Genomic DNA, 24,824 nt, shown 5'->3' with positions numbered 1-24,824 from the left:
GACACTATGAACAAAGGACTTGCAGCACTCTTTATCGCTTCCTCGCTTTGGGGTTACGGCGAAGGGACAGTTTATTGGACTCCGCACGGATGTGACGAAGGCAAAGCGGTCGCGTCCAAACACGGAGGTCACGGCAAGGGGGAGAGCGCCATGTTCGCTTTGATGAACAGCGAAGGAAACACTTCCGCTCATCTCGTCCTTCCCGATCTCACATCTCAGCCATTATCCTTTAAATTGAATACGATCATGCTCCCAAAACCTCCTATGGGTGGGTACTATGCGATGGTAGCAGAGGGCAATGGTACAAACGGCGTATACAGTGCCGTACGCTATCTCCCGCTCCAGGGGCGCCCTTCTAAAATATCTCCGACGAAGCTGACCGCACTTCCTAAAACAGCTTTGGAGATCGTACCGAATCCTCTACACCGCGAACACGACCGCTACACCGCATCCAAATCCTATCAGTTTCTACTCCGCTTTCACGATCAGGCACTGCCCGATACGGCTGTCTCATTGGAAACCCATAACACCCCGGCCCAAACCGTGATGACGGATAGCGAGGGGAAATTCACGATTACCCTCCCCAATGACTTTAAAAACGTACGGATCGGCAGAAACGAAAACAAACCCTCCGAATTTCTCCTTACCACCCAATACCGCGAAGGTGAAACCCTCTATCAAAGCACCCTCTCCATGCCCTACAGCCTCAATCCGAATGATTACTGGCAATCTCAGACCTACGGAGCCGGAGCCATTTTTATCGGGTTCTTAGGGGGTATATTTCTCTACCGCCGCAACAAAAAACAAGGAGCTTCCCGTGGATAAATTGTTAACGCTTACCGCCCTTCGACGGGTTATTCAGCTCACCGCCTTTGTTTTCTTCGTCTACGGGGCAACGATCTTCACCACTTTTTATACAGGAGACAAGCTGACCCAAAATCTTCCCGCCCTCTCGTGCGCTTATGACATGAAGGGAGGTGACTTCTGTGCCCTGATTCCGCTCCAGCATCAGATGGATCACCGGGTATCGAGCATCTTCACCCAGGGTGAAAAAGTATTGCCGGCATTGATGGGTACCCTTATCACGATCGCTACCGTAGCTGGGCTCATCTTGATTCTCAACAAAGCCTTTTGCGGCTGGCTCTGTCCGCTCGGCTTTTTCCAAGAGACAATCACGATGATCGGAACCAAACTCGGGCTCACTCAGCTGGGGAGCCTTTCGCGAGAAACCGTCAATAAGATCCGCCCGATCAAATGGTTTATTTTTCTCTTTTTGGTGTTAATTCTCCCTCTTTTGACCGGTATCGGCTTCCTCGGGCACGAATGGGGCAATCCATTTTGTTCTATCTGTCCCAGCCGTATCATGACAACTGCCATGGGGGGAGATATGTCTCAGATCTATATCTCTCAGGCTTCTTGGGGCTATTTTGCTCTCTCATTGATTGCAGATCTGATGTTCGGACTGATGATCGCTTTAGCACTGTTTGTCCGTCAGCCGTTCTGCCGTATCTGCCCGATACTTCCATTGCAGACTCTGTTCAAAAAAATCGGTCTGCTCCGTCTCGTCAAAAACGGAGCCTCCAGTTGCGAGTCGTGCGGAAACTGTGTCAAAGCATGCCCGATGGACATTTATGAGATCCAAGATTCTGCTGTCAATGAGAACATTACCCACAGCGATTGTACCTTGTGCGGCCGATGCATTGAATTCTGTCCGCATGATGGGGTCATGAACTTCAAATACGGTCCCGTTACGATCCTCTCTTCGTCCAAAGAATCGTTTAAAAAACGGACAAAAATCGACAAATGGTGGAAAGGCTGAGTCGATGGAGGCTATGACACTCTTTTCACTCTTTCTCGTCGCTCTCTCCTATGGAGCGACTGCCTGTATGCTCACCTGCATGCCGTTGCTATCGCCTATTTTATTGGCGAACAGCGCAACACGCCGGCAAAGTTTGAAAGTTCTCCTCCCGATCAGTCTCGGGCGTATCAGCGGCTATATATTTCTTTCCCTCATCGCCTATCTCGGGGCAGCAATGATAAAAGCACTCATCAGCGATACGACGTTGATGGGGTATCTTCTCGGCGGCGTTACCCTGATCCTCTCCGGGCGTTTATGGTTTTCTCTAAGAGCTTCGGCGTCATGCTGCACCTCATCACCCGATACCCCCCAAGGCAATATAGCCCTGTTTCTAACCGGAATGCTGTTATCGATGTCGGTATGCGCCCCGGTCGTCACCATGATGACGCTCAGTGCAACGTCCACATCATTTGCTTGGGCCATCGCCTACGGCGCAGCCTTTGGTCTGGGAGCGACACTGTTGTGGTTTCTCTTTTTCTCCGTGGTACTCACTCGGGTACTCCAAGAGAGTTTGAAACATCTCTCACAGTACCGGAATGTTTTACAGCACCTCGCCCCCCTGTTCCTCGCAGGTGTCGGCATCGCAATATTTGAAGGATGGATACGATTATGAACACTACTTCTAAAGCCTTCGGGGTTTCATTGGCATTTCACTCATTGATGGCACTTTTTGCTCTCTTGATCCTCAGTACCTTTCACACGCCAACTGTCCAAACCTTCGCACTGCCGATCAAACACATCACGATCGTTTCTCTGGCTCAACCCTCTAAAATCGTATCCCCTCCCGCCGAGGCGGCGCAGCCGCCCAAACATACACCGCTGAGTGAAGTACCCAAACCGAAAATGGCAGAGCCTCTGAAGCCGACTCCGGTTACCGTAAAACCTCTCCTCACTGCCCCTGTAGTCCAGAGCGTCGCAGCTCCGCTGCCGGAAGTGACCGCCCAACCGGCAGTCGAATCCAAACCGGTTATCTCGACCGCTGCGGTGCAATCACCCGCACAAAGTCCGATCAAATCGATTCCGAAAGTCGACACCAGTGCTGAGAGAAACTCCTTTTTTGCCTCTTTGCGTTCCAATATTCAGCGTCACTTACGCTACCCTTCGGCAGCCCGCCGCCGAGGAATGGAGGGGGATGTGAACGTACGTTTTACCCTCACAGATTCCGGAATGATACGAGATGTCACCGTTCGTCAGGGTGAGAGCATCTTTCACGAAGCGGCAAAACGCGCCGTGGCTTCCGCATCCGGGATCAAAGTCCCCGCCGCTTTATCAGGTTCTCTTCCGATGGAGATCGAGTTAACCCTTGAATTTACGTTAAACAATGATTCATAATTAATCCTTGAAATTATCTATATTGATTTAGTTTTTCTTATAATACATAAGGGTATCATTAACCTATCTCGGACAAGGAACTCTTTATGAAATCATTACTTATCGCCCTTAGTTTTTTTACCGCTGCGGCATTGGCCTGCGGCAACCCTTCCAATACTTGTAATAATACGCAGATCGGCTGCTGCCGCCAGGGGCAGACACCTCTGGTAGAGACGATCACCTATGCTCTCCAAGAGATGGGAATGGGAGAAAACTCTGATATCCGGACCGCACTCCATCTCTATAAAAAAGAGGTTCGGTCACTCTCTCCTATTGTTCCTGTCGAAGCATTTCAAGGAGGAAATTTTAGTCCGGGGGCCTACGCACTGAACTCTTCCGACGCAAAAGTGCTCAAAGCGCAAATCGATCTCTTTGAAACCATTTACCTCATTTTGAATGACGAGCAGAAAAAAGAGTTTCCTACCCTGATGGGGATGTATCAGCACCATATGAAATTTATCAATACCCAAAAAATGTGTGCCGGCGATCTGAGAGCCTATGAGAATTATAAAAACTCATCCTGCGGTTCTCAAAGTTGCGACGCCAAACTTAAAGAGATAAAGCGCACCCAAAAACGCTAAGACTCGGTGTGGTATAATCGCGCCATTAATTAGACCCTCTACAAGGTAACTCTTATGCGCCAAACCATTACTGAAAAAATATTCTCCGCTCATGTCGGTCGTACCGTCTATGCGGGAGAGATTGTCCGCTCACCGATCGACATGGTTATCGGGAACGATATTACGACCCCTATCTCGATCAAAGCATTCGAAGATTCGGGTGCGACGAAGCTTGCCAACCCTGATGGTTTCTCGATCGTCCTCGACCACTTCATCCCGGCCAAAGATATCGCATCGGCGAACCAAGCCCGTGTCAGCCGCGATTTCGCCAAAAAATATCAAATGAAACACTTTTTCGATGAAAAAGACATGGGGATCGAGCACGCATTGCTTCCTGAAAAAGGGCTTGTCGTACCGGGTGACGTCATTATCGGCGCAGACTCTCATACCTGTACCCACGGAGCGCTCGGTGCCTTCTCTACCGGAATGGGTTCAACCGACCTCGCGTTTGCGATGATCACCGGAGGAAACTGGTTCAAAGTCCCGGAGAGCATCAAAGTGGTTCTCAGCGGAAAACCGGGTAAATACACGACCGGAAAAGACATCATTCTTGAAGTCATCCGGATGATCGGTGTTGACGGCGCTCTTTACCGCACCCTCGAATTCACCGGCAGTACAATTGCGCACCTCAACATGGATGACCGTTTCAGTATGTGTAACATGGCCATCGAAGCGGGTGCTAAAAGCGGTATCGTAGCGTACGATGAGATCACAGCCGAATTCCTCGCCGATAAACCTCTTGCACGCGAACCGAAGATTTTCTATTCGGATGAAGATGCAACGTATGTCCAAGTATTGGAAATCGATGTCGCCAAACTCGAGCCGGTTATCGCCTATCCGTTCTTGCCGTCCAACGGACACAGCCTCAGCCAAGCCGTCAGCGACAAGATCAAAATCGATCAGGCATTCATCGGAAGCTGTACGAACGGCCGTTTGGGCGATCTTAAAATTGCCGCTGAAATCCTCAAAGGCAAACGTGTTCATCCGGACGTCCGTCTCATCGTCACTCCGGCAACACAGCGAATCGCTCGTGAAGCGACAAGAGCGGGTTACATGGATATCATCATCGATGCGGGCGGTGTCGTCTCTAATCCGACCTGCGGTGCATGTTTGGGCGGATACATGGGAATCTTGGGCGATAACGAAGTTGCTATTGCAACCACCAACCGTAACTTCGTCGGACGTATGGGATCACGCTCATCCAAAGTCTATTTGGCAAACTCTGCCGTCGCGGCCGCTTCGGCAATCACCGGCTATATCACCGATCCCGCAACGATAAAGTAACCTCTCTTTTGGGGTTACACCCCCGTATTACACGCTTCCAACGTCCCTTTATCAAACCCTCTTTTAAACCACTCCATCCGCATCGCCGATGTTCCGTGGGTAAATGCATCGGGAACGACATACCCTTGCGCCTGTTTTTGCAGCGTATCATCGCCGATCTGGCTGGCGGCGTTAAGGGCCTCTTCGATATCCCCCTCTTCGAGTACCGCCCTCTCTTTTTGGGTGTGGTATGCCCAGACTCCGGCGTAGCAATCGGCTTGAAGCTCCACTTTCACCTGTACGGCATTCCCTTTGGTCTTGTTTGATCTCTCTTGGACGCTGTGCGCCTTATCCAGTGTCCCGAGCTGATTTTGGACATGGTGCCCGATCTCATGGGCGATTACATACGCCTGGGCAAAATCTCCGGGTGCGTTATGACGTCGGGAGAGTTCATCGAAAAAGCTCAGATCCAAATACACTTTTTGATCCGCAGGACAGTAAAACGGTCCCACCTGAGCATCCGCATACCCGCAGCCGCTTCGGACACTTCCCCGAAACAGTACCAACTTCGGCTCGCGATACGTCTCCCCGTTTTGGGCATAGATACGGTTCCAAACCTCTTCGGTTTGGCCTAATACCGCTGAAACAAACTGTACCGATCTATCCTCCTCCACACTATTGACCGCACGGCTTGTTCCCGCAGAGGATCCCCCTTGATCCAGCAGGGTGAGAGGATTAAATCCCATAAAATACGCCACAACTCCCACAGCCAAAATGATTCGTCCGATCGTTGTCCCCATCAGTATCCGGATGATCGGAATCAGAAGATTCACCCCCCGTCCGCCGCCGAACCTGCCCCCGGAGCCTTGAGAACGCAGATCCTCGACATTCGTGCTCCGCTTTAAATCTTCCCATTTCATATCGCTGTCCCTCTATATTCTTTCATTATTCGAAAAACTTCCATATTATACTTTCCGTCCGTTATAATAAGGGAATTCTTTTTTGGAGATGACTATGCGTTCATTTACCCTTGCGGCTTTATTACTGTTGGTTTCCAACGCCAATGCATTTGATTTCGGTTCGTTAATGCAAACCGTCGCTCCGGTGGCACAAACGGCGGCTCCGATAGCCGACAGCGCTCTGACCTCTAACCCGCTCATCAAAAACCTCACGACTGCACTCGGTGTCACCCCGACCCAAGCGATCGGCGGAACGGCGGCAATCATCAATGATGCCAAAAGCAATATGAAACCGACCGACTTCACCGAACTTACCAAGCAGGTTCCTCAGGCGGGAACGCTTCTTAATGCTGCCCCTGCCGGTATGCTCGGACTGGGAAGTGTCGGATCGCAGTTTTCATTTTTAGGGATGGATGCTTCAATGGTTGATAAATTTTCACCTCTGGTCCTTCAGTATCTCCAAGACGGTGCCACGCCGGGAATGGACCAAATTCTCTCTGCGGCATTCGCCCAATAATTCTGTCGATTTTTGATCTCCCTCTTCTACCCAAGAGGAGATTGTCTTAGCCCTTCCAGCCTACACTATTGGCCATATTTCGTTACAATAGTTTTATGAGTACGATAATTTTATTTCCGTTAATCCTGACAACACTTTTTGGGATGATTCATTTTCTGGCCTACACCCGAGTAGTCAAACATTTACACATCAAATCCTCAACCCGCCAATTTTTAAAATATCTCTTAATCGCCAATATGGCCGCCGTTTTGGGCTACCTCGCAAGCCGCTATTTTCTCAATACCCCCAAACTTCTCTATTTCTTCCTCTCGCTCAGTATCGGCATCGGCTTTGTCCTGTTTATGGGAATCATCCTCTATGAGCTGCTTCATCTCCTGCAGCGGATTGCTCCGTTTAAAGAGGAGAAACGGATCTTTTTTAAACGCTCTAGCGATCTGGGATTTTTAGCGCTGGGCAGTGCTTTTGTGGGGGCTGGAGTGGTTGAGGGGGCGAAAAAACCTGTCGTCAACTATATTGATGTCAAACAAAACCGGTTTAACGGGAATCATTACACGATCGCCCAAATCAGCGATATTCATATCGGAGGATTGATCGATAAAGAGTTTGTCACCGAAAGTGTGGCGGCGATCAACCGTCTCAACCCTGACCTGATTGTCATTACAGGTGATTTGTCCGATGCCCATGTTGATAGTCTCAAAGAAGCGATCGATGAGCTGCAGCATCTTAAAAGCCGTTACGGGACCTATTATATTGTGGGGAACCATGAATATTTTCACTCGATAGAAGATACCATCGCCTATATGAAAAAAATCGGCGTCCATGTGTTGGAAAACAGTTCGATAAAAATCGACGATTTTTATATCGCCGGAGTCTATGACCTCTTCGGATACCGTGCCAAAACCCATATTCCCGATATTGATCAAGCCATGCGCGATATTCCATCCGATGCACCGACCCTTCTGCTGGCCCATCAGCCCAAGTATATTCAATACCTTCAAGACTACACCCCCTCGCTCATCCTCAGCGGTCATACCCACGGCGGACAGATTTGGCCTTTTGGGTATCTGGTCTCTCTGGCACAGCCTTATGTCAAAGGGCTCCATTCATTGGGCAACGACCGCCATATTTATGTCAACAGCGGTATCGGTTTTTGGGGGCCTCCGATGCGGCTCGGCTCACACGCCGAAATCACCTGCATCACATGGTCATGATACAATACTATTTTATTTTAGGAGTTGATTTTGTTTGATATGCACTGTGTTATCTTTGCCGGAGGCAAAAGTTCACGGATGGGAGAGGATAAGTCCCTCCTCCCTTTCGGCGGCTGTTCAACCCTCGCACAGTTCCAATACAACCGCCTGACTAAACTTTTCACCCATGTATCCGTCTCAACCAAATCTGCCGAAAAATTTGATTTCGAGGCTGATTTTCTGCTGGATCCAAAAGAGGTCGATTATGCCCCTACGGCAGGGTTCGTGAGTGCTTTTAGAAGTATTGGCGCAGAGCGGATCATCGTACTCAGTGTGGATACCCCATTTGTCAATGATACGGTTTTTCAATCCTTAATTGATGCGGATGAAAAAGGACTGGATGCGGTCATTGCCCGAACGGCAACAGGTTCACATCCCTTATGCGGAATCTATCACCGGTCGCTACTGGAAGAGTTCGAGAGGATGTTGCGCGAGGGAGATCACCGGCTCGGCAAACTCCTCGGATCAAGTAAAACCCGATACATCGAATTTGAGGACGAAGAGCTTTTTACCAATCTCAATCATCCACACGAATATCAAGAGGCTCTTTCTCGCTTTTACGGACAAGATAAATAAAGACCGCAAATACCAGCAACAAAAAGGCCAATGCGGCGATCAATGTCGATGCATAAGGCAAATCTTTGTAGTTGTGAATCGAAATTTTAAAGACGACCAGCAACGCTTCGATGAGCAATGCGATAATGATCGATACGGAGAAATTGAGCAATGTCTTCGCGTTGAAGGTATCACTTACATGCTGCGTACGCGGAAGAACTTCCTGCTCAAAAATCGTTTTACCCAAATCATAGACGGAAAGCCCGAGTGTCAGCGCGATGATCGGCTTAAAGACCGCATCGATATTCAGAGGCTCTTCCGCAACCAAATATCCTGCAAAGGTGTAAAATCCGTACAAAACGACAAAAACACCGAAAAAAAGCAACCCGCCGCCTATAATCGCATACGAAGATCGGTTCATATATTTGAATAAATTATTTTTTTCGATCAGATCAAACCGCTCCAGTAGTTTACGAAGGCGAAAATCCAAAAAGAGATATCCGTCTCCGACGGCATAAACCACGGTAATGCACAGATAACGCGTTGCGGTTGAAATGTAGGGATCACTGATGTAATACCCTTTCTCAATCGCGATTTCATCGATCAGATACGATCGGTCCACTCCGATATGATGCTGCTCTTCCCGATTGATATAGATATTGGGCGAATTTTGGACAAATCCCGCATCGCATTTATAAAGAAGTTCGAGACTCGGAAAAGTCTTATACAGACGCTCGACCAACTGAACGTTGAGGGTTTTTAGACTCACATTTCCCAAAGTAGTTAGAATAAATTTTTGAATTAGCGGGGCATTCGCATTGTAACTGCGTACTAAATCTTGCATATTTTCCCCCTCTTTTTATTTTTTATTGAATATCCCGCTTTCGCGGGCATTGACGAAACAAAACACGAGCACCTTGGACTTACCCGCTCTTTAGCGGCCCCAAAGTCTCATGGCAAAACTATAGCTCATTTTTTATTTCAAGTATGATTATTTTTTAACCACCTGAGAATTTACCCCCGCTTGCTATAATAATGAAAATAGACTAAAGAGATAACTTATGAACCTAACCCATTTAGATGAACGTGACCGGCCTAAAATGGTCGATGTGTCCGATAAAACTACCACATCGCGTGTCGCCGTCGCCAGCGGACTTATAACGATGAGTCAAAACGCCTATGATGCCGTCGTCAACCAAACGGCCAAAAAGGGGCCAGTACTCCAAACTGCCGTCATCGCCGCAATCATGGGGACTAAAAAAACCTCTGACCTCATCCCGATGTGCCATCCGCTCAACCTCAGCGGAGTCAACTGCGATATTGATGAACTCCCTGAATTACCGGGGTTCCGGCTCACTGTCACCGCGAAACTGAGCGGCCAGACAGGTGTTGAGATGGAAGCCCTCACAGGAACCAGCATCGGGTTGCTCACCATTTACGATATGCTCAAAGCGATTGATAAAGGGATGGTCATCGGTCCCATCCAGCTTGAAACCAAATCAGGAGGAAAAAGTGGTAATTATCAACGATGAAACCCAAAAACTAGAGCTCGTCTATCCTTGCAAATGGTGCTATAAAGTAGTTGCCTACGAACGTGCGGGCATCGAAATCGCAGCTATGGAGATATTTAGTGCACGAGAATATTCTTTAAACCCTTCCAATGTCAGCAAAGGCGGAAAATACATCAGCATGAACTTAGAATTGTTAGTCCATAATGAAGACGAACGAACCTATTTTTACGAAACGCTCAAAGCGCACCCTCACATTAAAATGGTGCTATAAATTTTGGAACGCCAAAGGAATACATCCCTTTGGCTACGCTAGCCGCTAAGGCACTGAAGCTTGCCTCTTTCGAGGCAGAAATGTCGTCTAAAATAACTTGTAGGAGAAATTTCATGAATCTCGAAACCTTTAAACGTGACATTAAGACTCGCTATAAATCCCTCGATGGTAACGATCTGGAATCCAAAATTGTTGCCATGATCGATGCCGTTCATACAGAATGGTCTCTAAAGCCGTCAGAACTCTCTTTGCCGGAACTAAAGGTTCTCACGACGTCGATTTTAAAAGAAGAGACCGTGTCACTTCACAACGATCTTGAAGATTTAATAGCGCAAAAAGAGCGTATCGAACGTCAGATTTCCCGAAAAAGTGATGAGCTCCAGCATTTCAAATACACCCTTTTCGATACTTTTGAAAAAACAATGGGGGATGAAGAGAGCACCTTGGAAAAACTTCATCAGATTAAAGTACAGTCGGTCGATTTGCTCGATATCCTCGAAGAGATGATTGAAAGTGCCATCATTACAACACTGGAAAAAGGCTCAGAAGTTGAAGATACTCTTCATGAAATTATCAAAGATATCTCTTATGAGACCTTGAATGCCAACGTTCTAAATGCCGTACGTATTCGCCGTATTTTGGCTAGTATACTCCAAAGTGCCATGAATGTCGCCGAAGCCACCCCTAATCAAGCCGAAGTTATTTTACGGGGAACGATGCTGGGTATCCGTACCGCACTAATCAAATCAATTGAAAAATTCCGTCAATACCTCCTCTATGTCCCCGAAGAGGTCAAAGCCCTCTACCGAGAAGAGTATAAAACGATTGAAGAAGAATTAGAGCATGTAGACACCCTTTTCACACAAGTGGTTCAATCGCTTCAACCGCATAATAATCATTCTTTAATCCAAAGATTAGAGTCAATCAGCCATGAGATTCGGTTTGATACCGAAGAGATCAAAGATCTTTCAAAAGAGACGGTAGAACTTCTACGCAGTCGCCTCTCTCAACTCAAACGCGGTGTATCGGAGCAAGGGAGCAAGCTTCTTAAATTCAAATCAGCACAAGAAGCTAAAGCAATGGGTGTACGAGCATGGAGTGTCGCCAAATCGACTATGGAAGGTGCGATTAAAGGGGCTAAAGAGGCAATGGATAAAAAATAACTTTTCCCCTGAGCTAGTCGAAAGACATTGATGCTTCGACAAGCTCACTATGAAGAGGGATTACATATCTTTGGCCAGAGTAAACATGTTGCTGAACTCTTTAATATAGCTCGAACAGCGGTCACAGATTGGATCGCCTCCTTTATACGGGAACGGGCAGCGGCATTCGTGACAGGTCACCATCTCATAGTGAACAAGCTGTTCTGCCCTCTCAAACGCAACACTCACCAAACTGAATCCCTCTTTCTTACTGATCGCATTCGGCTTGCAGATATCTTCACAAATACCACATCCAATACATTTTCCCTGAGCAAAAACGATCCCCTGTTTATCCGAAGTCGTAAAAAGGGCATCAGTCGGACAAAACTGGGTACAGTCTCCACAGTTCGTACAGCTTTGAAAGTCAATCTGTTTGTTAAAAAACAGAGGGCTGCTTTGGGTAAATTCCGTCGTTTCTAATCCCGGAATAATCTCTTTCAGAGAGTTTTTGAGCAATATCCGCTTCAGCGGCATTTTCACATCCGGACGCTTGTGATGAGCTGCTGTCATAGAAATATGAGCAACCGACTCTTCTGTGATAGACTCTTTGACTTTCTCAAACCCTTTTCTAAAGAGGGCACGACGATCATTCTCTTCGACTTTGACATCAATCGTTTCGATACGCTGAGGCGTTTGTATCATCTCTAAAAATCGGTTTGTCGCATCGATTTTTTCACGAATTGACTCCCCTAGTTTTCCGTTTTCATTTAAAACACAACCTTCGCAATGACTCAAATCACATACAACGCTTTTTTCACCGCGTAATGCCATCACGGTGTAGTGCTCGACATCAAAAATACCTAAACAAGGAGTTGATGTCTTACATGAAATGGTACTCTCGTTCTGATGTTGATACGATGCTGCAAAACCGTTAGGATCAAAACTTTCAATCTCGAACGCTTCCGTAGGACAGCTTCCGATACATCCGGCACACCCGACACACTCGTTCTCAAACAACGTCAGTTTGTTGCGTACGATATGAAAAGCCCCTTTAGGGCAAAGATCGATACAGATATGACAATCGTTATGGAAATATTCATTGCGAAGGCAGCGTGTCGCTGTGTAGCTAAAAAGATCGCTTTTTTGAATAAAATTGATATTACTCACTCTTTTGACCCCCAACACAATATTCGTAGTCGGCACATAAAAACTCAATCATGAAATCACTGATATCACGGTAAAACGGCGTTCCGGCCATACTTTTCATCCCCATCATATACGGGACAACCCATGGGATCAAATGCTGATCTAAAAACTCTAATTGCCCTTTCATTTCATTGCGATAGACCAGTGTCTGCATAAAGGCTAATTCGATGGAGAGATGATCCGGAGCCATTAATTCTGTCTGATCCATGTTCAGCTCAAATCCGTGCATAAAATAAAATGCCATAACCGGATTTTGCAATCCGACAAGGGTCTCATTTTTCGCATCCAAAACAAACGACTCTACCGGTTGTGTATTAAGGATATACATTGAAGAATAATCGATATTTAGAGCTTCATACAACTCCTCTTCATCGCTGTTTTCCATCCAGTTTTTCGTCTCTTCACCGATAATCTCAAGTAAATCATGATTATTTTTGAGGTCATGGATAAAACGACGATCCGGGATATTACTCATCACACGGGATAAAAATGCATAGATATAAAGTCGATATTCATTATTCATTATTTGTTCCTAAAAAAAGTATTGGATTGTGTCATATGAGGGCTTTGAGACAGCAAAGCTAAGAGAACTAAGATGGTTTTAACCCCCGTAAGGGTTAAAAGGATGTTATAAACACCCTTTGAAAAATGACTTTTTCGGTGGTGGTGGAGCTTTGAACTCGCTTGCAAGAATGGTATTGGTTGCGTCATCGAGTGTACCAATGATGACAACACCGTTTTTATTCATCCCTTCACCAAGTTCAGAGACTTTGAGTTTTGATACATCCACTTTATAGGTTTTACCCGTTGCATGTTGGAAAAGAGCAATATTCGGTTTCCCTCTTTCTCCTGCATCAATTTTTTTAAAACAACCGTCTGAACCACATGCATAGTTTTCTAAATAACAATCCGCAAATGCGCCTTGAGCGGCACATTCAGGAGTTGTCAGAATACCTTCATATTCTTGTCCTTCAGGCTCAGATGCAAACGCACTGAAAACCAGTGCGGCACAAAGCATTACAATCTTTTTCATTATTCTACCTCCGCTTTCAAGGTTTTGAGGTATGCAACAATGTCTTCAACCGTTTTCTTATCCAAGAAACTGTAATCCGTCATTGTAGAAATACGCTTACCTTTTTCTAAATTGTACCACGGTGTGTTTGAATGCGCATTACGATTAAAACCTGGTACAACAACCGCAGACGGTTTTAAGAGTGATTCACGTAGATACGCTGCAGTTGAATAACCACCAATATTTACAAGTGATGGCGCCATTGTTCCGGCAGGTACAGATTTATCCAACTGGTGACAACCGTTACATCCGTTAGCTTCTGCAGCCTCTTTACCTTTTGCGGCATCCCCTTTGGTTGCTTCAGTCGCTTCTGCTACGATAGCAGCATTTGCTTTTTGCCCCTCAAGATTAATAGCAACCCATGAAGAAAGGAGTTTCAATCCGTTACGTCCGTGTTTTGTACCATCCCATACTGCGATAGCAACCGGTACGGTTCCTGAAGCGTTCATGTAATCATCTTTGAGAGAACGTGATAACGCTCCACTCCACGCTTTGTCATTGTATTTCATTGAAGCATTTGATTTGACCGATTTATCTTTAATCTCTGTCAAAGAGCGAAATCCTTCTCCAACAAATACGCGCTCAAAATCGGTATTCGCCAAAGAAGCTACTTTTGCATCGAAATCAGCCAATTCTTTCTCGAATACTCCCGTCTGCTGGCGGTTGATCTGAGTTGAAACATCTTTGTTCCCGTTTGGCTCATATACTTTTTCGGTCGCTTTTTGGAGATGTACCACTACAGGACGTCCATCAGAACCCATTCCGATATACGGAAGAGGCTGAGCTTTTTTAGTTGCTCCGGCAAACTGTACGGCAAAACCGTCGCTGTAGGTATCAGTACATTTGATCCCCTGAACGTTTTTTGTTCCATCAGCCCATTTAACGAGAATTGCGATCTCTTTACCGTTATGGACCGCAGCTACTTGTGCTTTTTTCCCTTTGTTATCTTTGTTTGCTTCAATGGCCTCTTTGTCATTGAACTCAATCGCCGTTTGAGGATAAAGCACTACCGTTGCAAATTTAGCTTTGCTCCATACTGCAGAATCAACATTCACAGCATCAAGTTTATCGCTTACTTTAGCGGCTGTCAGACTCAAATCACCTGCAAGTGCCGCAGAAGCGGCAATACCCAATGAAAGAATAGTAGTCAATAGCTTTTTCATTAGTGGTGTCCTCCAGCTTTTGTAAACTTACCGGCAACATAACGCGTATCGACCGGAGCCAATGGACTGCGTTTGTTATCTTTTGCTACTTGCTGATAGTAGTTATTATCTAAACGGAACATATCAGAGTGTTGGTAAGCAATGAGTAAATCCATCAATTCGCTCTCACCGGTCTCTTTACGTTTTTTCATCTCAGCTTTTAGCGTTTTGATTGAATTGTGTACTTCCGGTCCAAATAATTTTTCAAGCTCTTCGATCGGAAGACGCGTTGAACCCTCAATGATTTTTCCTTCTGCATCAAATTTAGCAGGAGATTCGGTCGGAGGGATATAGTATACATTCGGGATCGTACCGTAGTCGCTACGAAGTCCTAGTGCTACTTTATATTTATGTACCAATTTGTAGACTTGTGATTCTTCATCATCCAAGAATCCAACGAAACGGATACGTCCGACACATTGTTGCGCACATGCCGGCGGCAAGCCCTGCTCAATACGTGGGAAACAAAGGATACATTTCTCTGATTTAGAGATTTTCGGATTGAAATAGATTTTTTTGTAAGGACATCCCGCGATACAGTAGCGGTACCCTTGACAACGATCCAAATCGACCAAAACAACACCGTCTTCTTCACGTTTGAAGATCGCGTCACGAGGACATGCGCTCAAACAGCCCGGATTTGTACAGTGGTTACAAATACGCGGAAGATAGAAAAAATAGTTGTCTTGTGGGAATACACCGGCACCTTCGTCTTCATCCCAGTTCGGTCCCCATGTCGGTTCTACATTCGGCTGAAAACTTGCTCCGCCCATTAGTGACTCATAGTTATAATCCCAAGGTACTCCGTAGTCGGCTTCAAGATTAGGAATCACACCTGGCTGAAGATCTCCTGCAGCGTCAAATCCGCCACCAAGCTCCATCCAGTTTTTTGGATAACCCGTACCCGGATAGGTTTCGACGTTATTCCAATACATATATTCACGACCGTTACGGTTCGTCCATTGTGTTTTACATGCTACGGTACATGTTTGGCACCCGATACATTTGTTCAGGTCCATTACCATTGCTAATTGTCGTTTAGACATCTATACCCCTTACAGCTTTGCTTTTTCGTAGTTAACAGCACCATCATATGCGTATTGGTTACCGTCCCAAAGACCACCAAATTTCAGGTGACCCCAGCCATCAGCCATTTCAAGAAGGTTCAATGCAGTTGGTACAACTTCATTGTGACCTTTGTTCATTTTGTACATATATGGCTCCCATCCGTGTTCCATAACCAGGCCATCAGCCGGTGCAGAAGAAGATAGTTTCGCCATAGCATAGAACTCACCGAGGGCATTGAAAATACGGATATTATCGCCGTCTTTGATCCCTTTGCTTTCTGCAACTACGCGATTCACTTGAATTGCCGGAACACCACGTTGAAGTCTCAACAACGTACGAGATGTTTTATAGTTCGAGTGAATTGACCAGCGGGCATGCGGAGTCATGAACACATACGGATAGTCTTTGCTTTTTGGGCGAATTCCTTCCATACCTGTATTCGTCGCAGCACCCATTTTGATATACATATCATGGTCGACATAGAATGTCTGACGACCGGATAGTGTCTCAAGACGCTCAAATTTATAAAGATGGAACTCCATAGAACTGTACGGACGGTCAGAGTACAATGGTGAAGATTTTGCCGCTTTTTCATTGATCAGCAAGAATCCGCCCACTTTGTACATTTTTTCCATTGTCCACGGCTCATATTGCTCACATTTTTCCAATGCAGCCTGTACCGCCATTTTGTCAGTACCGAGATACACTTCACCCGCACCTTCAGACTCGGCATCGGTATTCGTATACTCTTTGTGGAAAATCGTCAAATCATGGAAACCCGGTTTCGCATATTTCGGATGATCTTTGACTTTTGCTTTATCGATATTTTGCGGTCGGTTAGCGATCTCTTCCATTTTTTTGGCAAGGAACGTAAACATTGACCACTCATCCATCGCTTCACCGACATTTTTAATATTAGCTACCGGTTGTGCAAGATTTGTAAAACGGTGGTAACCCGGACTTGTACGAAGGTCATAAACTTCATAGTGTGATTTTGCCGGAAGCAAAATGTCGGCATATTGTGCCGCTTCAGACATACGGAAATCGACATATCCGAAGAATTTAGTTTTACTCAAAAACGCTTTACGGTATTCAGTGCCTTTGTTACGACGGAACTTAGAGTCAGCAACGATCAATGCACAATCAGGCTGCCACCATGGTTTATTCACGTTTCCGTGGTGTTGGTCCAGGTTAACCGTATTGTTTTTTCCTTGTCCGAGCATCTCAGAGACGACTGCCATATATTCTTTTTTAGACATTCCGTTTTGTGCACGTTTGACATCTTCATCATCGAAGTATTGATCAAATGTTTTCATACCGTCACCGAATACGAACTCACCGACAAAACCTGAACCGAAACGGGCATTGTATTTTCCAGAAAATCCAGAAAGTGCGCCAAGACCGGAGAGAGTAAACTCATTTTCAGTATTGAGCCCGCCGTATGGTCCCATACGTCCAGTAAGACCGCAGATAGATGAGATATTCCAGATCGACATAACCCCATTGAAATATTTATTCAACGAAAAGCCGGTTGTAATCTCAACAACTTTAGGCAATGCGATGTCACGTGCAAGCTGACGAACGGTATCCGGATGAACTCCAGTAATATCCTTAGTCGCTTCAGGAGCGAATTTGGCCGCTGACTTTTTAAGCATTTCGAATACAGTCGTCACTTCACGCTTGTCGCCATGTATATCCGTAATCGTCCATGTACCTTCAAGCTCAGGCTCAATTCCTTGTTCATCAAGACGAAGAGATTTGATCGCACTACCTTCGGTAGCCGGCATTAACGCCGGTTTGCCCGTCGCTTTATTCATGCTATAGAATTGCTCTTCAAACTTGATATGCTCTTCTTCATTCGCTGCGTGCTCCATATCGGAACGACGAATCATTTTTTGAGTTTTTGTATCTACCAGGAACGGAAGATCGGTAAATGTTTTCATAAATTCAGGTTTGTAAAGTTTTTCGTTCAAAATGATATTGATGACGCTCATCGCCAAAATATTGTCCGAACCTGCTTTTACCGGGATCCAAAGGTCAGCAGATTTTGCCGTTGCATTGAATTCAGGAGTAATAACGATGATTTTTGCACCGTTATATTTACCTTCCCATACGAAGTGAGCATCCGGGATACGTGAAACTGACGGATTTCCGCCCCACATAACGGCAGTATCGACGTTATACATGAAATCCCATGTACAGCCGACGTTACCCTCACCGTATGCGATCGCCGCACCCGAGAACATATCTCCGAGATAAGATGACGGATAAATACGGATTGCGCCAAGCTGAGTAGAGAAACGTAGAGGTGCACCACGACGACCTTCAGTAAGAAGACCGGTACCCGCATGAACCATCAATTTATCCGGTCCGCGTTCAGGATCCGTCATACAGTCAAAAATTTGCTGACATACGTGCTCAGCAGCTTCATCCCAACTGATACGTTTCCATTTACCTTCACCGCGTTCACCGACACGCTGCATCGGATAAAGGATACGGTCTTTTTGGTACATTACTTGAGAGTGCTGAACCCCTTTATTACATCCGCGAGGATTAAAGTCAGGGATTTTTGCATTGATGATCGGATAACGGGCTGATTGATTTTCACGGGTTACAACACCGTTGTGAGACCAAACTTCCCAAGCACAGTTACCTTGACAGTTAACACAGTGGTATGCGAAACCGTGCTCTTCTTTTTTACCGTATGTAAACGCAAATTCATTGCGGTACATATCTTCACTGTAGTTGGTGTTCGGATAATTCTCTTTACCGTTTTCAACCGACATTACATTTGTTTTAGCAAAAAGTGACCCTTGTGAAGCCACTAGTGCTGCCGTCATCCCTGATACTTTCAGGAAGTCACGGCGATTATTATTCATTACTTTTGTCATATTTTCCCCTCTCCCTTATCGTTTAATCGGAAGGTTCATGTCGTTACCCCAAACATCCCAGCTTCCTGTGAAGACTTTGACATTTTTGTAACCAAGAAGCTGAAGCGCTGTGATGTGTTCAGATCCGCGACCCGCACCTACTTGACAGTACGCATAAATCGTTTTTTCCGGAGTTACGCCATAAGACGCATATACTTTTTTCAACTCATCCGCTGATTTAAACGAGAGCTTGTTGTCTGCATCCGAAATATGGCTCCATTCGATAAATGTTGAACCTGGAATGTGCCCGCCTCGTGCGACATTATCCATTTTACGTTCACCAATAATTTCTGCAGTACCGCGAGAATCGATGATGACATATTTGGAGTCTTTACCTTTTTTGAGAATATCGTCCATCGCATGTTTGACTTCGATTTTGTCAGCAATAGCCGTATAATCGATTTTCTTAGGATCAATTTTATACTTTTTAGGACTATCTACTTCATCACCTTTTATAACGAGGAGTCGTTTTTCAACAGCATCCATCTTCGCTTTAAGATCTTTCATTCCGGCATCAGCTTTAGCAATAGACGCCGTAAGAGCAGCAGTATCGGCTCCCTCTTTTTTCAGAGCTTCTTTATCTGCTTTTTGAGTTTTTTTCAACTCTTTGAACTCTTTATTCAAAGCATCATACTCTTTTTGAGCAGGGTCAACCGCCATCATAGCTGAACGTCCGCCATTTAAAACTTTGACATTTTTATGACCGAAACTTTTGAAAAAAGAATAAACACCGGTAGCATTCGGTCCTTTAAAATCATCATATGCGATGATTGTCATATCATTAGTGATACCTTTGCCGCCGATGTATTTTTCTGCATCATCCGGGCAGCGATACAATGGTGCACAATGCATCTCTCCTGTGATCTCTGAATGATGAAGGTGGTGAGCGTACATCTCTACCGACCCTTTAATATGACCGAGTTTATAAATGTCTTCGCTATCACCCGATACGAACATCACTTTTGGATTACCAATCAACTTGACTGCTTCGTCAGCTGAAATAAGGATATTGTTGTTCACATACCCATCTGCTGCCAAAGCAGCTGATGCTGAAAGTGATGCTACAACACATAGTGTTTTTAGCAGTCTGTTCATCCGTGCTCCTTTTATTTATAGATGTGCACACAGTGGTGCGTTTATTTATGGAATTACCGTTTCCATTATAGGTGCAGGTCTCTTAATAAACGGTAAATTACTTTTTTTGATACACTTAAAGATTACAAAATGTTACATTATTATCACAAAATTGGAATAAAACATGATTAGACGTTATTTTACGTTTTCTTATACAGCCAACCCTTTTTTTACACTTACAATTGTGTATTAATTCTTACAATTTAATCACTTTTTGCTAGTATGACGAATATTAATATCACAAAGTAAAAAGGGAGCCTATGAGCGCCGAAATGATACAAAATGCTCTTGCACAATCTGATACTTCCGCACTGATTGAACTATTAGAAGATAAAACCCTTCCAATCGAAGAGGTACAATCCATATACAACGCTTTTAAATCTGATAAACTCTTGGTCGGCCAAGTTGCGATGAATCTTTCATTGCGTACATCCGTATATGAGCGTGATAAAGAATATAGCCCAATTATGGTCTCTCTTCTGATCGATATTGCCAGCAACCCTATTGATATGGGTGCCCGTTGGGCAGTTGCCAAAAATCCACATACTCCGACAGAAGTGTTGCGTCACCTTTCAAATGATTCTATCAATCTTGTACGTGCACTTGTTGCTGCCAATCCATCGACTCCGAGTGATGTATTGGAAAAATTTTTCAGCGATGAAAAAATCGTACGCGACGGCCTTTCCGGCAATCCAAATACACCGGTAAAACTGCTAAAAATTCTTACCGATGACAATGACAAGATGGTTCGTATGCGATTGGCTGAAAATCGCGCCGCACCTTCTGATATACTCAATAAACTGGTAAATGACAACGATCCGGATGTTAGCAAGGCTGCCAAGGCTAATTTGGGAGAACGCGGATGAAAAAACATCACCATGAGGAGAGAAGCCAGTTTGCTGCACTGGAAAATCACTTTCTTAACACCTTCTTTTCGGGTCTTTATCTCAGTGCAAGTGATTTTATCTCCGTCGGCCGCGCAAACGGACTCGATCTCAAAATGCATTCACGTGAAATGCTGATCAAGGATTTACTGAATGAATCGAATAAAATCGATACAATCAGCGGTGTCATCGCCTCTTTGAATGCGCTTATCGACGAACGAATCAGCACCTGCCATCGTCTCAGTCTCGAATATCCTGCGGCCCGTGTTCCACTCGCAAAATTAGCGCAAAAAGCCAATGGTACTAAAGCTCTACTAGCCCGTGAAGCAAGAGGAAATCCCTATGAACACTAAAGAATTAAACGATGCTCTATCCGCGCTCTCCTATCCAGGGCTTTCCCGAACACTTGGGGATCTTAAACTTATCTCTGATGTTAAAGTAAGTGACGGGAATGCTCTTATCGAACTCCTCACGGTGAGCGATGATTCGTACCTTACCGTAAAAGCAGCCATTGAGGCCACTTTTCGTAATGACTTCTCTTCCCTCAACATCACAAAAAAAGCAGCCGTTCAAAAAGACACAAACTACGGCAACAGTGCCTCCCCAAATAATCGTGCACCTTATGCCGCAAACGTTATTGCCGTAACCAGCGGTAAAGGGGGCGTCGGCAAAAGTACTGTAAGCGTCAACCTCGCGATAGCCCTTGCCCAAAAAGGGTACAAAGTTGGAATTCTCGATGCCGATGTTTACGGTCCGAATGTTCCCCGTCTTACCAATACCGATTTAGAAAAAATCCGATGGAATGATGATAATCAAATTATCCCCTGCGAAAACTATGGGATTAAAATCATGAGTGTTGCTCTCACAACACCGACCTCCGACACTCCGCTAGTATGGCGTTCATCCGTTGCGGTTTCAGCGCTGATTCAGTTCCTTGAAGATGTTGCATGGGGAGAACTGGATTTTATGGTTATCGATATGCCTCCGGGAACCGGTGATATCCAATTAACGATGGCTCAAGAACTTCCGATTACAGCGGGTGTTATCGTCACAACGCCTCAATTGGTCGCTTCTGATGATGTCAGTCGCGCTATCCGTATGTTTCAAGACATCCATGTTCCCATGGCTGGATTAGTTGAAAACATGAGTTATTTTGTCGCTCCCGATACCGGAACCCGTTACGACATTTTCGGCAGTGGCGGCGGAGCACGTCTTGCAGCGCGCTACAATATTCCGCTGCTCGGTCAAATCCCTCTTAATATGGACATACGAGAAGGTTCAGATAACGGTGAACCGCCGGTTGTCTTGGGATCAGATACCCTGAAAAGTTATTATAAAGAAATTGTAGAAGAAATGCTAAAAGCGGTGAAGTTTAAAATCTAAAAGGGGAAATAACGCGATTTCCGCGTTTTTGTCCTCTGCTGGATTGTACCTCTTATGGGTAGAACCCAGCATTAGAGCAACCGAATGGAGTTTAACTCCCTCGGCATGCAAAATTATTTGAAAATCTTTTTGAGATCGTTCTCGACAGCACCCGGTACAGTTGCAATCGTCATAAATTCTGACATTGTGAGCAACGGATAGCTGATCGCGATGAAATACTTAGCACTTAGTGCCTTAGCCTTGCCACCTTCGATCAATACTGCCCATGGAAGAATTTCCCCATTTTGAGTTCCGATTTTCTTAACAAAACCATTTGTACGGCGATCCAAACTTACAAATGCCACATAACGGTCATCTGAGAGTTTGACGACGGCAGTTGTACCTTTTGCGGCTTTTGCTTTTGCAACCAAATCAGCAGTTGCGCCTTCACCTACAACAGTCATATCTTCATAATATGGCATTCCAACCATAAAGTGATACCCTGCCAAACCATCAAATTCCCATTTATCAGCAGAATCTTTAGACGGACCAAAAGCTTTTTCTAAAGCAGACAATGAAGCTGCAGAAGTCGCGTGGTTGTACTCTTTTTGCATAAATGCTTTTCCGAAATAAATAGGGTTTGCAATGCTGATTTGCTTACGCTCATCATCAACCAACAAACGTCCTACTGCCGCAAGACCACGGTTCTCTTTATTAGCCATTGCTTTCATTTGCGCATTGGTATAAAGTACGGAAGTACCGGAATCTGTTTTATAAGTCCCGACAATCTCAAATCCAGCACCGGTCAGCTTTGATTTGGTACTTTCCAAATCACTGTAAGCGGCGATTTTATAGGTCGCTACTTCTTTTTCTACTTTCATCCCTGCTTCTGCAGCAGGAGTTGTCCCGGCACATCCGCAAAATGCGATCATAAACGCCGTAGCGATAAGTGTGTAGATTTTCTTCATAGTTCTTTTGCTCCAAGTTCCGTCATAATACCGATAATCTCTTTGTCAAGATTATGGATTGAGTCAACCATTTTCGGATCAGTGATCCCCATAACGGCACTCCAGTTTTCTAGGCGAGGCATACCGATCATCAGCTTGTTGGATCCTTTTTCAACATACATGTACATTGAACATGGTGCGAATGCACCCGCATCAGGACGGCCATTGTTGAAAATTCCCTCAGAGAAGCGGAAATGACACAGTGAATAGACCCAGTATGCATCATAACGGCCGAATTCGATATTAGAATCCGTCATTGACGCTTTGATGTCTTTGTATCCGGCGATAATATATTTATTGGCTTCAAATGCTTCTTCAAATTTCCCTTGGAAATCAGCGATAAAACTGTCCAAACTTTCTCCACGCTCAAACGGGACTTCAAACGTCATCATCGGCTTAGCCGGAAGAGCTGTATAATCAACAACTTTGACTTTGCTGCCGATCTCTTGTTCTACCATCTTATCCAATGGAACGAATGAAGCGATAAATTTGGCACGAACGTCTGCATCTTTAACGCCTGTGATATTAAGCATAGTTTCTGGATCAACGTGACCTACGTAAGTTTTATCTTCACCCTTTGTTTTCCATACATGAAGGTTAAACGGTGAAAAACCACCCAATGCAGGTTCTTTCATCAACAACGGTCCTACAACTGCATCATTAGTGATTGAGAAAAATCCGAGGTTATCCAATGTCTCTTTAAACGTTGGATCAAAATCAGGGTGTTTAACTTCTACCCCTTTTTCCGTCTTAAACTCTGTGCCCCATTTAGTTTTATAGGCATCATTAATACGCTCATGCGGGTCAGAAAGAACAAAACCGATCGTATTGATCTTTTCATTAACCATACTCATAAATACTTTTTCTTTATCGCCATCGCCGATATAGAATTTAGCCCCTTGGGCACCAAATGCCATTGAAGCGGCCAATGAAAGTGCAGCTGCACCCATTAATAGTCTATTAAACATATGATTCTCCTCTAAGTAATCGCTTTTGAGCCATGCGCCCTTTTTTGTTCGGGTTATATTTTATCACAAAGACATCAAATAAACGATAATAACAGCACAAGATTTTTGAACTCTTATTATCGCTGGGAAAAGTGAATGGATTGTGAACCTCTCCCGAGGGGAGAGAAAGATAATTTCCTAGAAATCGAAATTAAGCGCTAATGTTAACGCGTTTTGAGAATGTTTAGTAGTTACATTACCTGCTCCAACAGTTGCTGCACTTACAGTATCAGTTACTTCCGGAGTGTATGTAAATGCTGCGTCAATCGACATAGTCTTATCCAATGAATATCCTCCACCTATCGTATACGCAGACTCAACCGTTGCAGGGAACATTGCATAGTTGAAAAGATTCATAGTGTCACCATCTGTATTTGGAGCAAAACCTCCTGTAACATTAGTAGCATTTGTATTGTTTGGAATAGGATTTTTCCCATAGTTAAAACCGGCACCCAACCAAAAATCATCTGCACTGTATTTCACACCCAGAGCGTACACCGTTTGATCATCCCAACCAAAATCTTTATACCCTTTTGCATCAGACCATTTAATCTCTTTTACATCCATAGTATATGTCATAGCACCCATATTGTACGCAACTCCAATACCATACTCTTCTGGTTGTTCAAGATGAT

At 44.9% G+C, this 24,824-nt stretch carries 27 protein-coding genes; 15 read left to right on the top strand and 12 right to left on the bottom strand.

Annotation, left to right across the window (positions count from 1 at the left end; all coding sequences use genetic code 11):
- The first annotated feature begins 6 nt into the window (after nucleotides 1-6).
- The 6 genes from WAO38_RS02995 (at nucleotide 7) to WAO38_RS02970 (ending at nucleotide 5,133) form a co-directional block, all read left to right on the top strand.
- Nucleotides 7-825: a hypothetical protein gene (locus WAO38_RS02995; RefSeq protein WP_422234215.1), complete on the top strand. Its 819-nt coding sequence runs from the start codon at nucleotides 7-9 to the stop codon at nucleotides 823-825.
- Complete coding sequence (locus WAO38_RS02990; RefSeq protein WP_422234213.1) at nucleotides 818-1,819, top strand: 4Fe-4S binding protein; 1,002 nt, start codon at nucleotides 818-820, stop codon at nucleotides 1,817-1,819. The genes WAO38_RS02995 and WAO38_RS02990 overlap by 8 nt, the downstream gene beginning before the upstream one ends.
- Before the next feature lie 13 nt (nucleotides 1,820-1,832).
- The gene (locus tag WAO38_RS02985) at nucleotides 1,833-2,471 is read left to right on the top strand and encodes a sulfite exporter TauE/SafE family protein (protein WP_422234211.1); all 639 of its coding nucleotides are present in this window, start codon (nucleotides 1,833-1,835) and stop codon (nucleotides 2,469-2,471) included.
- Entirely contained in the window at nucleotides 2,468-3,190 is a 723-nt protein-coding gene (locus tag WAO38_RS02980) for a TonB family protein (protein WP_422234209.1), read from the top strand. Before WAO38_RS02985 ends, WAO38_RS02980 begins: the two co-directional genes overlap by 4 nt.
- Before the next feature lie 86 nt (nucleotides 3,191-3,276).
- The gene (locus WAO38_RS02975) at nucleotides 3,277-3,810 is read left to right on the top strand and encodes a hypothetical protein (protein ID WP_422234207.1); all 534 of its coding nucleotides are present in this window, start codon (nucleotides 3,277-3,279) and stop codon (nucleotides 3,808-3,810) included.
- Nucleotides 3,811-3,864: 54 nt separating this feature from the next.
- On the top strand, nucleotides 3,865-5,133 hold the full coding sequence (locus tag WAO38_RS02970; protein ID WP_422234205.1) for a 3-isopropylmalate dehydratase large subunit: 1,269 nt from the start codon (nucleotides 3,865-3,867) through the stop codon (nucleotides 5,131-5,133).
- A gap of 14 nt (nucleotides 5,134-5,147) precedes the next feature.
- Here WAO38_RS02970 and WAO38_RS02965 read toward each other — a convergent pair whose 3' ends face one another.
- The gene (locus tag WAO38_RS02965; protein ID WP_422234204.1) at nucleotides 5,148-6,032 is read right to left on the bottom strand and encodes a neutral zinc metallopeptidase; all 885 of its coding nucleotides are present in this window, start codon (nucleotides 6,030-6,032) and stop codon (nucleotides 5,148-5,150) included.
- A gap of 94 nt (nucleotides 6,033-6,126) precedes the next feature.
- On the opposite strand from WAO38_RS02965, the gene WAO38_RS02960 reads away from it, so the two are divergent.
- From WAO38_RS02960 to mobA, 3 genes are all read left to right on the top strand, one after another.
- Nucleotides 6,127-6,588 carry a DUF2780 domain-containing protein gene (locus WAO38_RS02960; RefSeq protein ID WP_422234202.1) on the top strand — a complete coding sequence of 154 codons (462 nt, stop codon included), beginning with the start codon at nucleotides 6,127-6,129 and terminating at the stop codon, nucleotides 6,586-6,588.
- Between the two features lie 95 nt (nucleotides 6,589-6,683).
- The gene (locus WAO38_RS02955; RefSeq protein WP_422234200.1) at nucleotides 6,684-7,799 is read left to right on the top strand and encodes a metallophosphoesterase; all 1,116 of its coding nucleotides are present in this window, start codon (nucleotides 6,684-6,686) and stop codon (nucleotides 7,797-7,799) included.
- Between the two features lie 39 nt (nucleotides 7,800-7,838).
- Complete coding sequence (mobA, locus tag WAO38_RS02950; protein ID WP_422234261.1) at nucleotides 7,839-8,414, top strand: molybdenum cofactor guanylyltransferase MobA; 576 nt, start codon at nucleotides 7,839-7,841, stop codon at nucleotides 8,412-8,414.
- Here the strand turns inward: mobA and WAO38_RS02945 are convergent.
- Nucleotides 8,356-9,237 carry a hypothetical protein gene (locus WAO38_RS02945; protein WP_422234198.1) on the bottom strand — a complete coding sequence of 294 codons (882 nt, stop codon included), beginning with the start codon at nucleotides 9,235-9,237 and terminating at the stop codon, nucleotides 8,356-8,358. The genes mobA and WAO38_RS02945 overlap by 59 nt on opposite strands.
- Before the next feature lie 217 nt (nucleotides 9,238-9,454).
- Here WAO38_RS02945 and moaC point away from each other — a divergent pair, with 217 nt between their 5' ends.
- The 3 genes from moaC (at nucleotide 9,455) to WAO38_RS02930 (ending at nucleotide 11,338) form a co-directional block, all read left to right on the top strand.
- A complete protein-coding gene (moaC, locus tag WAO38_RS02940) occupies nucleotides 9,455-9,925 on the top strand; it encodes a cyclic pyranopterin monophosphate synthase MoaC (RefSeq protein ID WP_422234196.1) in 471 nt (156 codons plus the stop codon).
- Nucleotides 9,906-10,175: a YbeD family protein gene (locus tag WAO38_RS02935; protein ID WP_422234194.1), complete on the top strand. Its 270-nt coding sequence runs from the start codon at nucleotides 9,906-9,908 to the stop codon at nucleotides 10,173-10,175. The genes moaC and WAO38_RS02935 overlap by 20 nt, the downstream gene beginning before the upstream one ends.
- Before the next feature lie 113 nt (nucleotides 10,176-10,288).
- Nucleotides 10,289-11,338 carry a DUF6781 family protein gene (locus WAO38_RS02930; RefSeq protein WP_422234192.1) on the top strand — a complete coding sequence of 350 codons (1,050 nt, stop codon included), beginning with the start codon at nucleotides 10,289-10,291 and terminating at the stop codon, nucleotides 11,336-11,338.
- Between the two features lie 60 nt (nucleotides 11,339-11,398).
- On the opposite strand, the gene WAO38_RS02925 is transcribed toward WAO38_RS02930, so the two are convergent.
- From WAO38_RS02925 to WAO38_RS02895, 7 genes are all read right to left on the bottom strand, one after another.
- Nucleotides 11,399-12,484: a 4Fe-4S binding protein gene (locus WAO38_RS02925; RefSeq protein WP_422234190.1), complete on the bottom strand. Its 1,086-nt coding sequence runs from the start codon at nucleotides 12,482-12,484 to the stop codon at nucleotides 11,399-11,401.
- Nucleotides 12,477-13,046, bottom strand: coding sequence for a TorD/DmsD family molecular chaperone (locus WAO38_RS02920; RefSeq protein WP_422234188.1), 570 nt, complete (start codon nucleotides 13,044-13,046; stop codon nucleotides 12,477-12,479). Before WAO38_RS02920 ends, WAO38_RS02925 begins: the two co-directional genes overlap by 8 nt.
- Before the next feature lie 105 nt (nucleotides 13,047-13,151).
- Entirely contained in the window at nucleotides 13,152-13,556 is a 405-nt protein-coding gene (locus tag WAO38_RS02915) for a hypothetical protein (protein WP_422234186.1), read from the bottom strand.
- The gene (locus WAO38_RS02910) at nucleotides 13,556-14,758 is read right to left on the bottom strand and encodes an ethylbenzene dehydrogenase-related protein (RefSeq protein WP_422234184.1); all 1,203 of its coding nucleotides are present in this window, start codon (nucleotides 14,756-14,758) and stop codon (nucleotides 13,556-13,558) included. The genes WAO38_RS02915 and WAO38_RS02910 overlap by 1 nt, the downstream gene beginning before the upstream one ends.
- Nucleotides 14,758-15,843, bottom strand: coding sequence for a 4Fe-4S dicluster domain-containing protein (locus WAO38_RS02905; RefSeq protein ID WP_422234182.1), 1,086 nt, complete (start codon nucleotides 15,841-15,843; stop codon nucleotides 14,758-14,760). Before WAO38_RS02905 ends, WAO38_RS02910 begins: the two co-directional genes overlap by 1 nt.
- 9 nt (nucleotides 15,844-15,852) lie before the next feature.
- Complete coding sequence (locus WAO38_RS02900; RefSeq protein ID WP_422234180.1) at nucleotides 15,853-18,756, bottom strand: molybdopterin-dependent oxidoreductase; 2,904 nt, start codon at nucleotides 18,754-18,756, stop codon at nucleotides 15,853-15,855.
- 15 nt (nucleotides 18,757-18,771) lie between these two features.
- The gene (locus WAO38_RS02895) at nucleotides 18,772-19,890 is read right to left on the bottom strand and encodes a sulfurtransferase (RefSeq protein ID WP_422234178.1); all 1,119 of its coding nucleotides are present in this window, start codon (nucleotides 19,888-19,890) and stop codon (nucleotides 18,772-18,774) included.
- A 299-nt stretch (nucleotides 19,891-20,189) separates the two neighbouring features.
- On the opposite strand from WAO38_RS02895, the gene WAO38_RS02890 reads away from it, so the two are divergent.
- The 3 genes from WAO38_RS02890 to WAO38_RS02880 are packed head-to-tail and all read left to right on the top strand — an operon-like array spanning nucleotide 20,190 to nucleotide 22,196.
- Nucleotides 20,190-20,795 (top strand): hypothetical protein, encoded by a 606-nt coding sequence (locus tag WAO38_RS02890; RefSeq protein WP_422234176.1) that lies wholly within the window; start codon nucleotides 20,190-20,192, stop codon nucleotides 20,793-20,795.
- Complete coding sequence (locus WAO38_RS02885) at nucleotides 20,792-21,166, top strand: hypothetical protein (RefSeq protein ID WP_422234174.1); 375 nt, start codon at nucleotides 20,792-20,794, stop codon at nucleotides 21,164-21,166. The genes WAO38_RS02890 and WAO38_RS02885 overlap by 4 nt, the downstream gene beginning before the upstream one ends.
- Nucleotides 21,156-22,196: a P-loop NTPase gene (locus WAO38_RS02880; protein WP_422234172.1), complete on the top strand. Its 1,041-nt coding sequence runs from the start codon at nucleotides 21,156-21,158 to the stop codon at nucleotides 22,194-22,196. The genes WAO38_RS02885 and WAO38_RS02880 overlap by 11 nt, the downstream gene beginning before the upstream one ends.
- A gap of 113 nt (nucleotides 22,197-22,309) precedes the next feature.
- Here the strand turns inward: WAO38_RS02880 and WAO38_RS02875 are convergent, their stop codons facing one another.
- From WAO38_RS02875 to WAO38_RS02865, 3 genes are all read right to left on the bottom strand, one after another.
- Entirely contained in the window at nucleotides 22,310-23,143 is an 834-nt protein-coding gene (locus WAO38_RS02875) for a hypothetical protein (protein WP_422234170.1), read from the bottom strand.
- Nucleotides 23,140-24,150, bottom strand: a complete 1,011-nt coding sequence (locus WAO38_RS02870; RefSeq protein ID WP_422234168.1) for a hypothetical protein — start codon at nucleotides 24,148-24,150, stop codon at nucleotides 23,140-23,142. Before WAO38_RS02870 ends, WAO38_RS02875 begins: the two co-directional genes overlap by 4 nt.
- Nucleotides 24,151-24,327: 177 nt before the next feature.
- Nucleotides 24,328-24,824, bottom strand: a 497-nt coding sequence (locus WAO38_RS02865; protein ID WP_422234166.1) for an OmpP1/FadL family transporter, incomplete at its 5' end; no start/stop codon positions are given.

The sequence above is a fragment of the Sulfuricurvum sp. genome (genome assembly GCF_049277495.1).
In the GTDB taxonomy this organism is placed as follows: Bacteria; Campylobacterota; Campylobacteria; order Campylobacterales; family Sulfurimonadaceae; genus Sulfuricurvum.
This window is presented reverse-complemented; position numbering and strand designations above follow the sequence as displayed.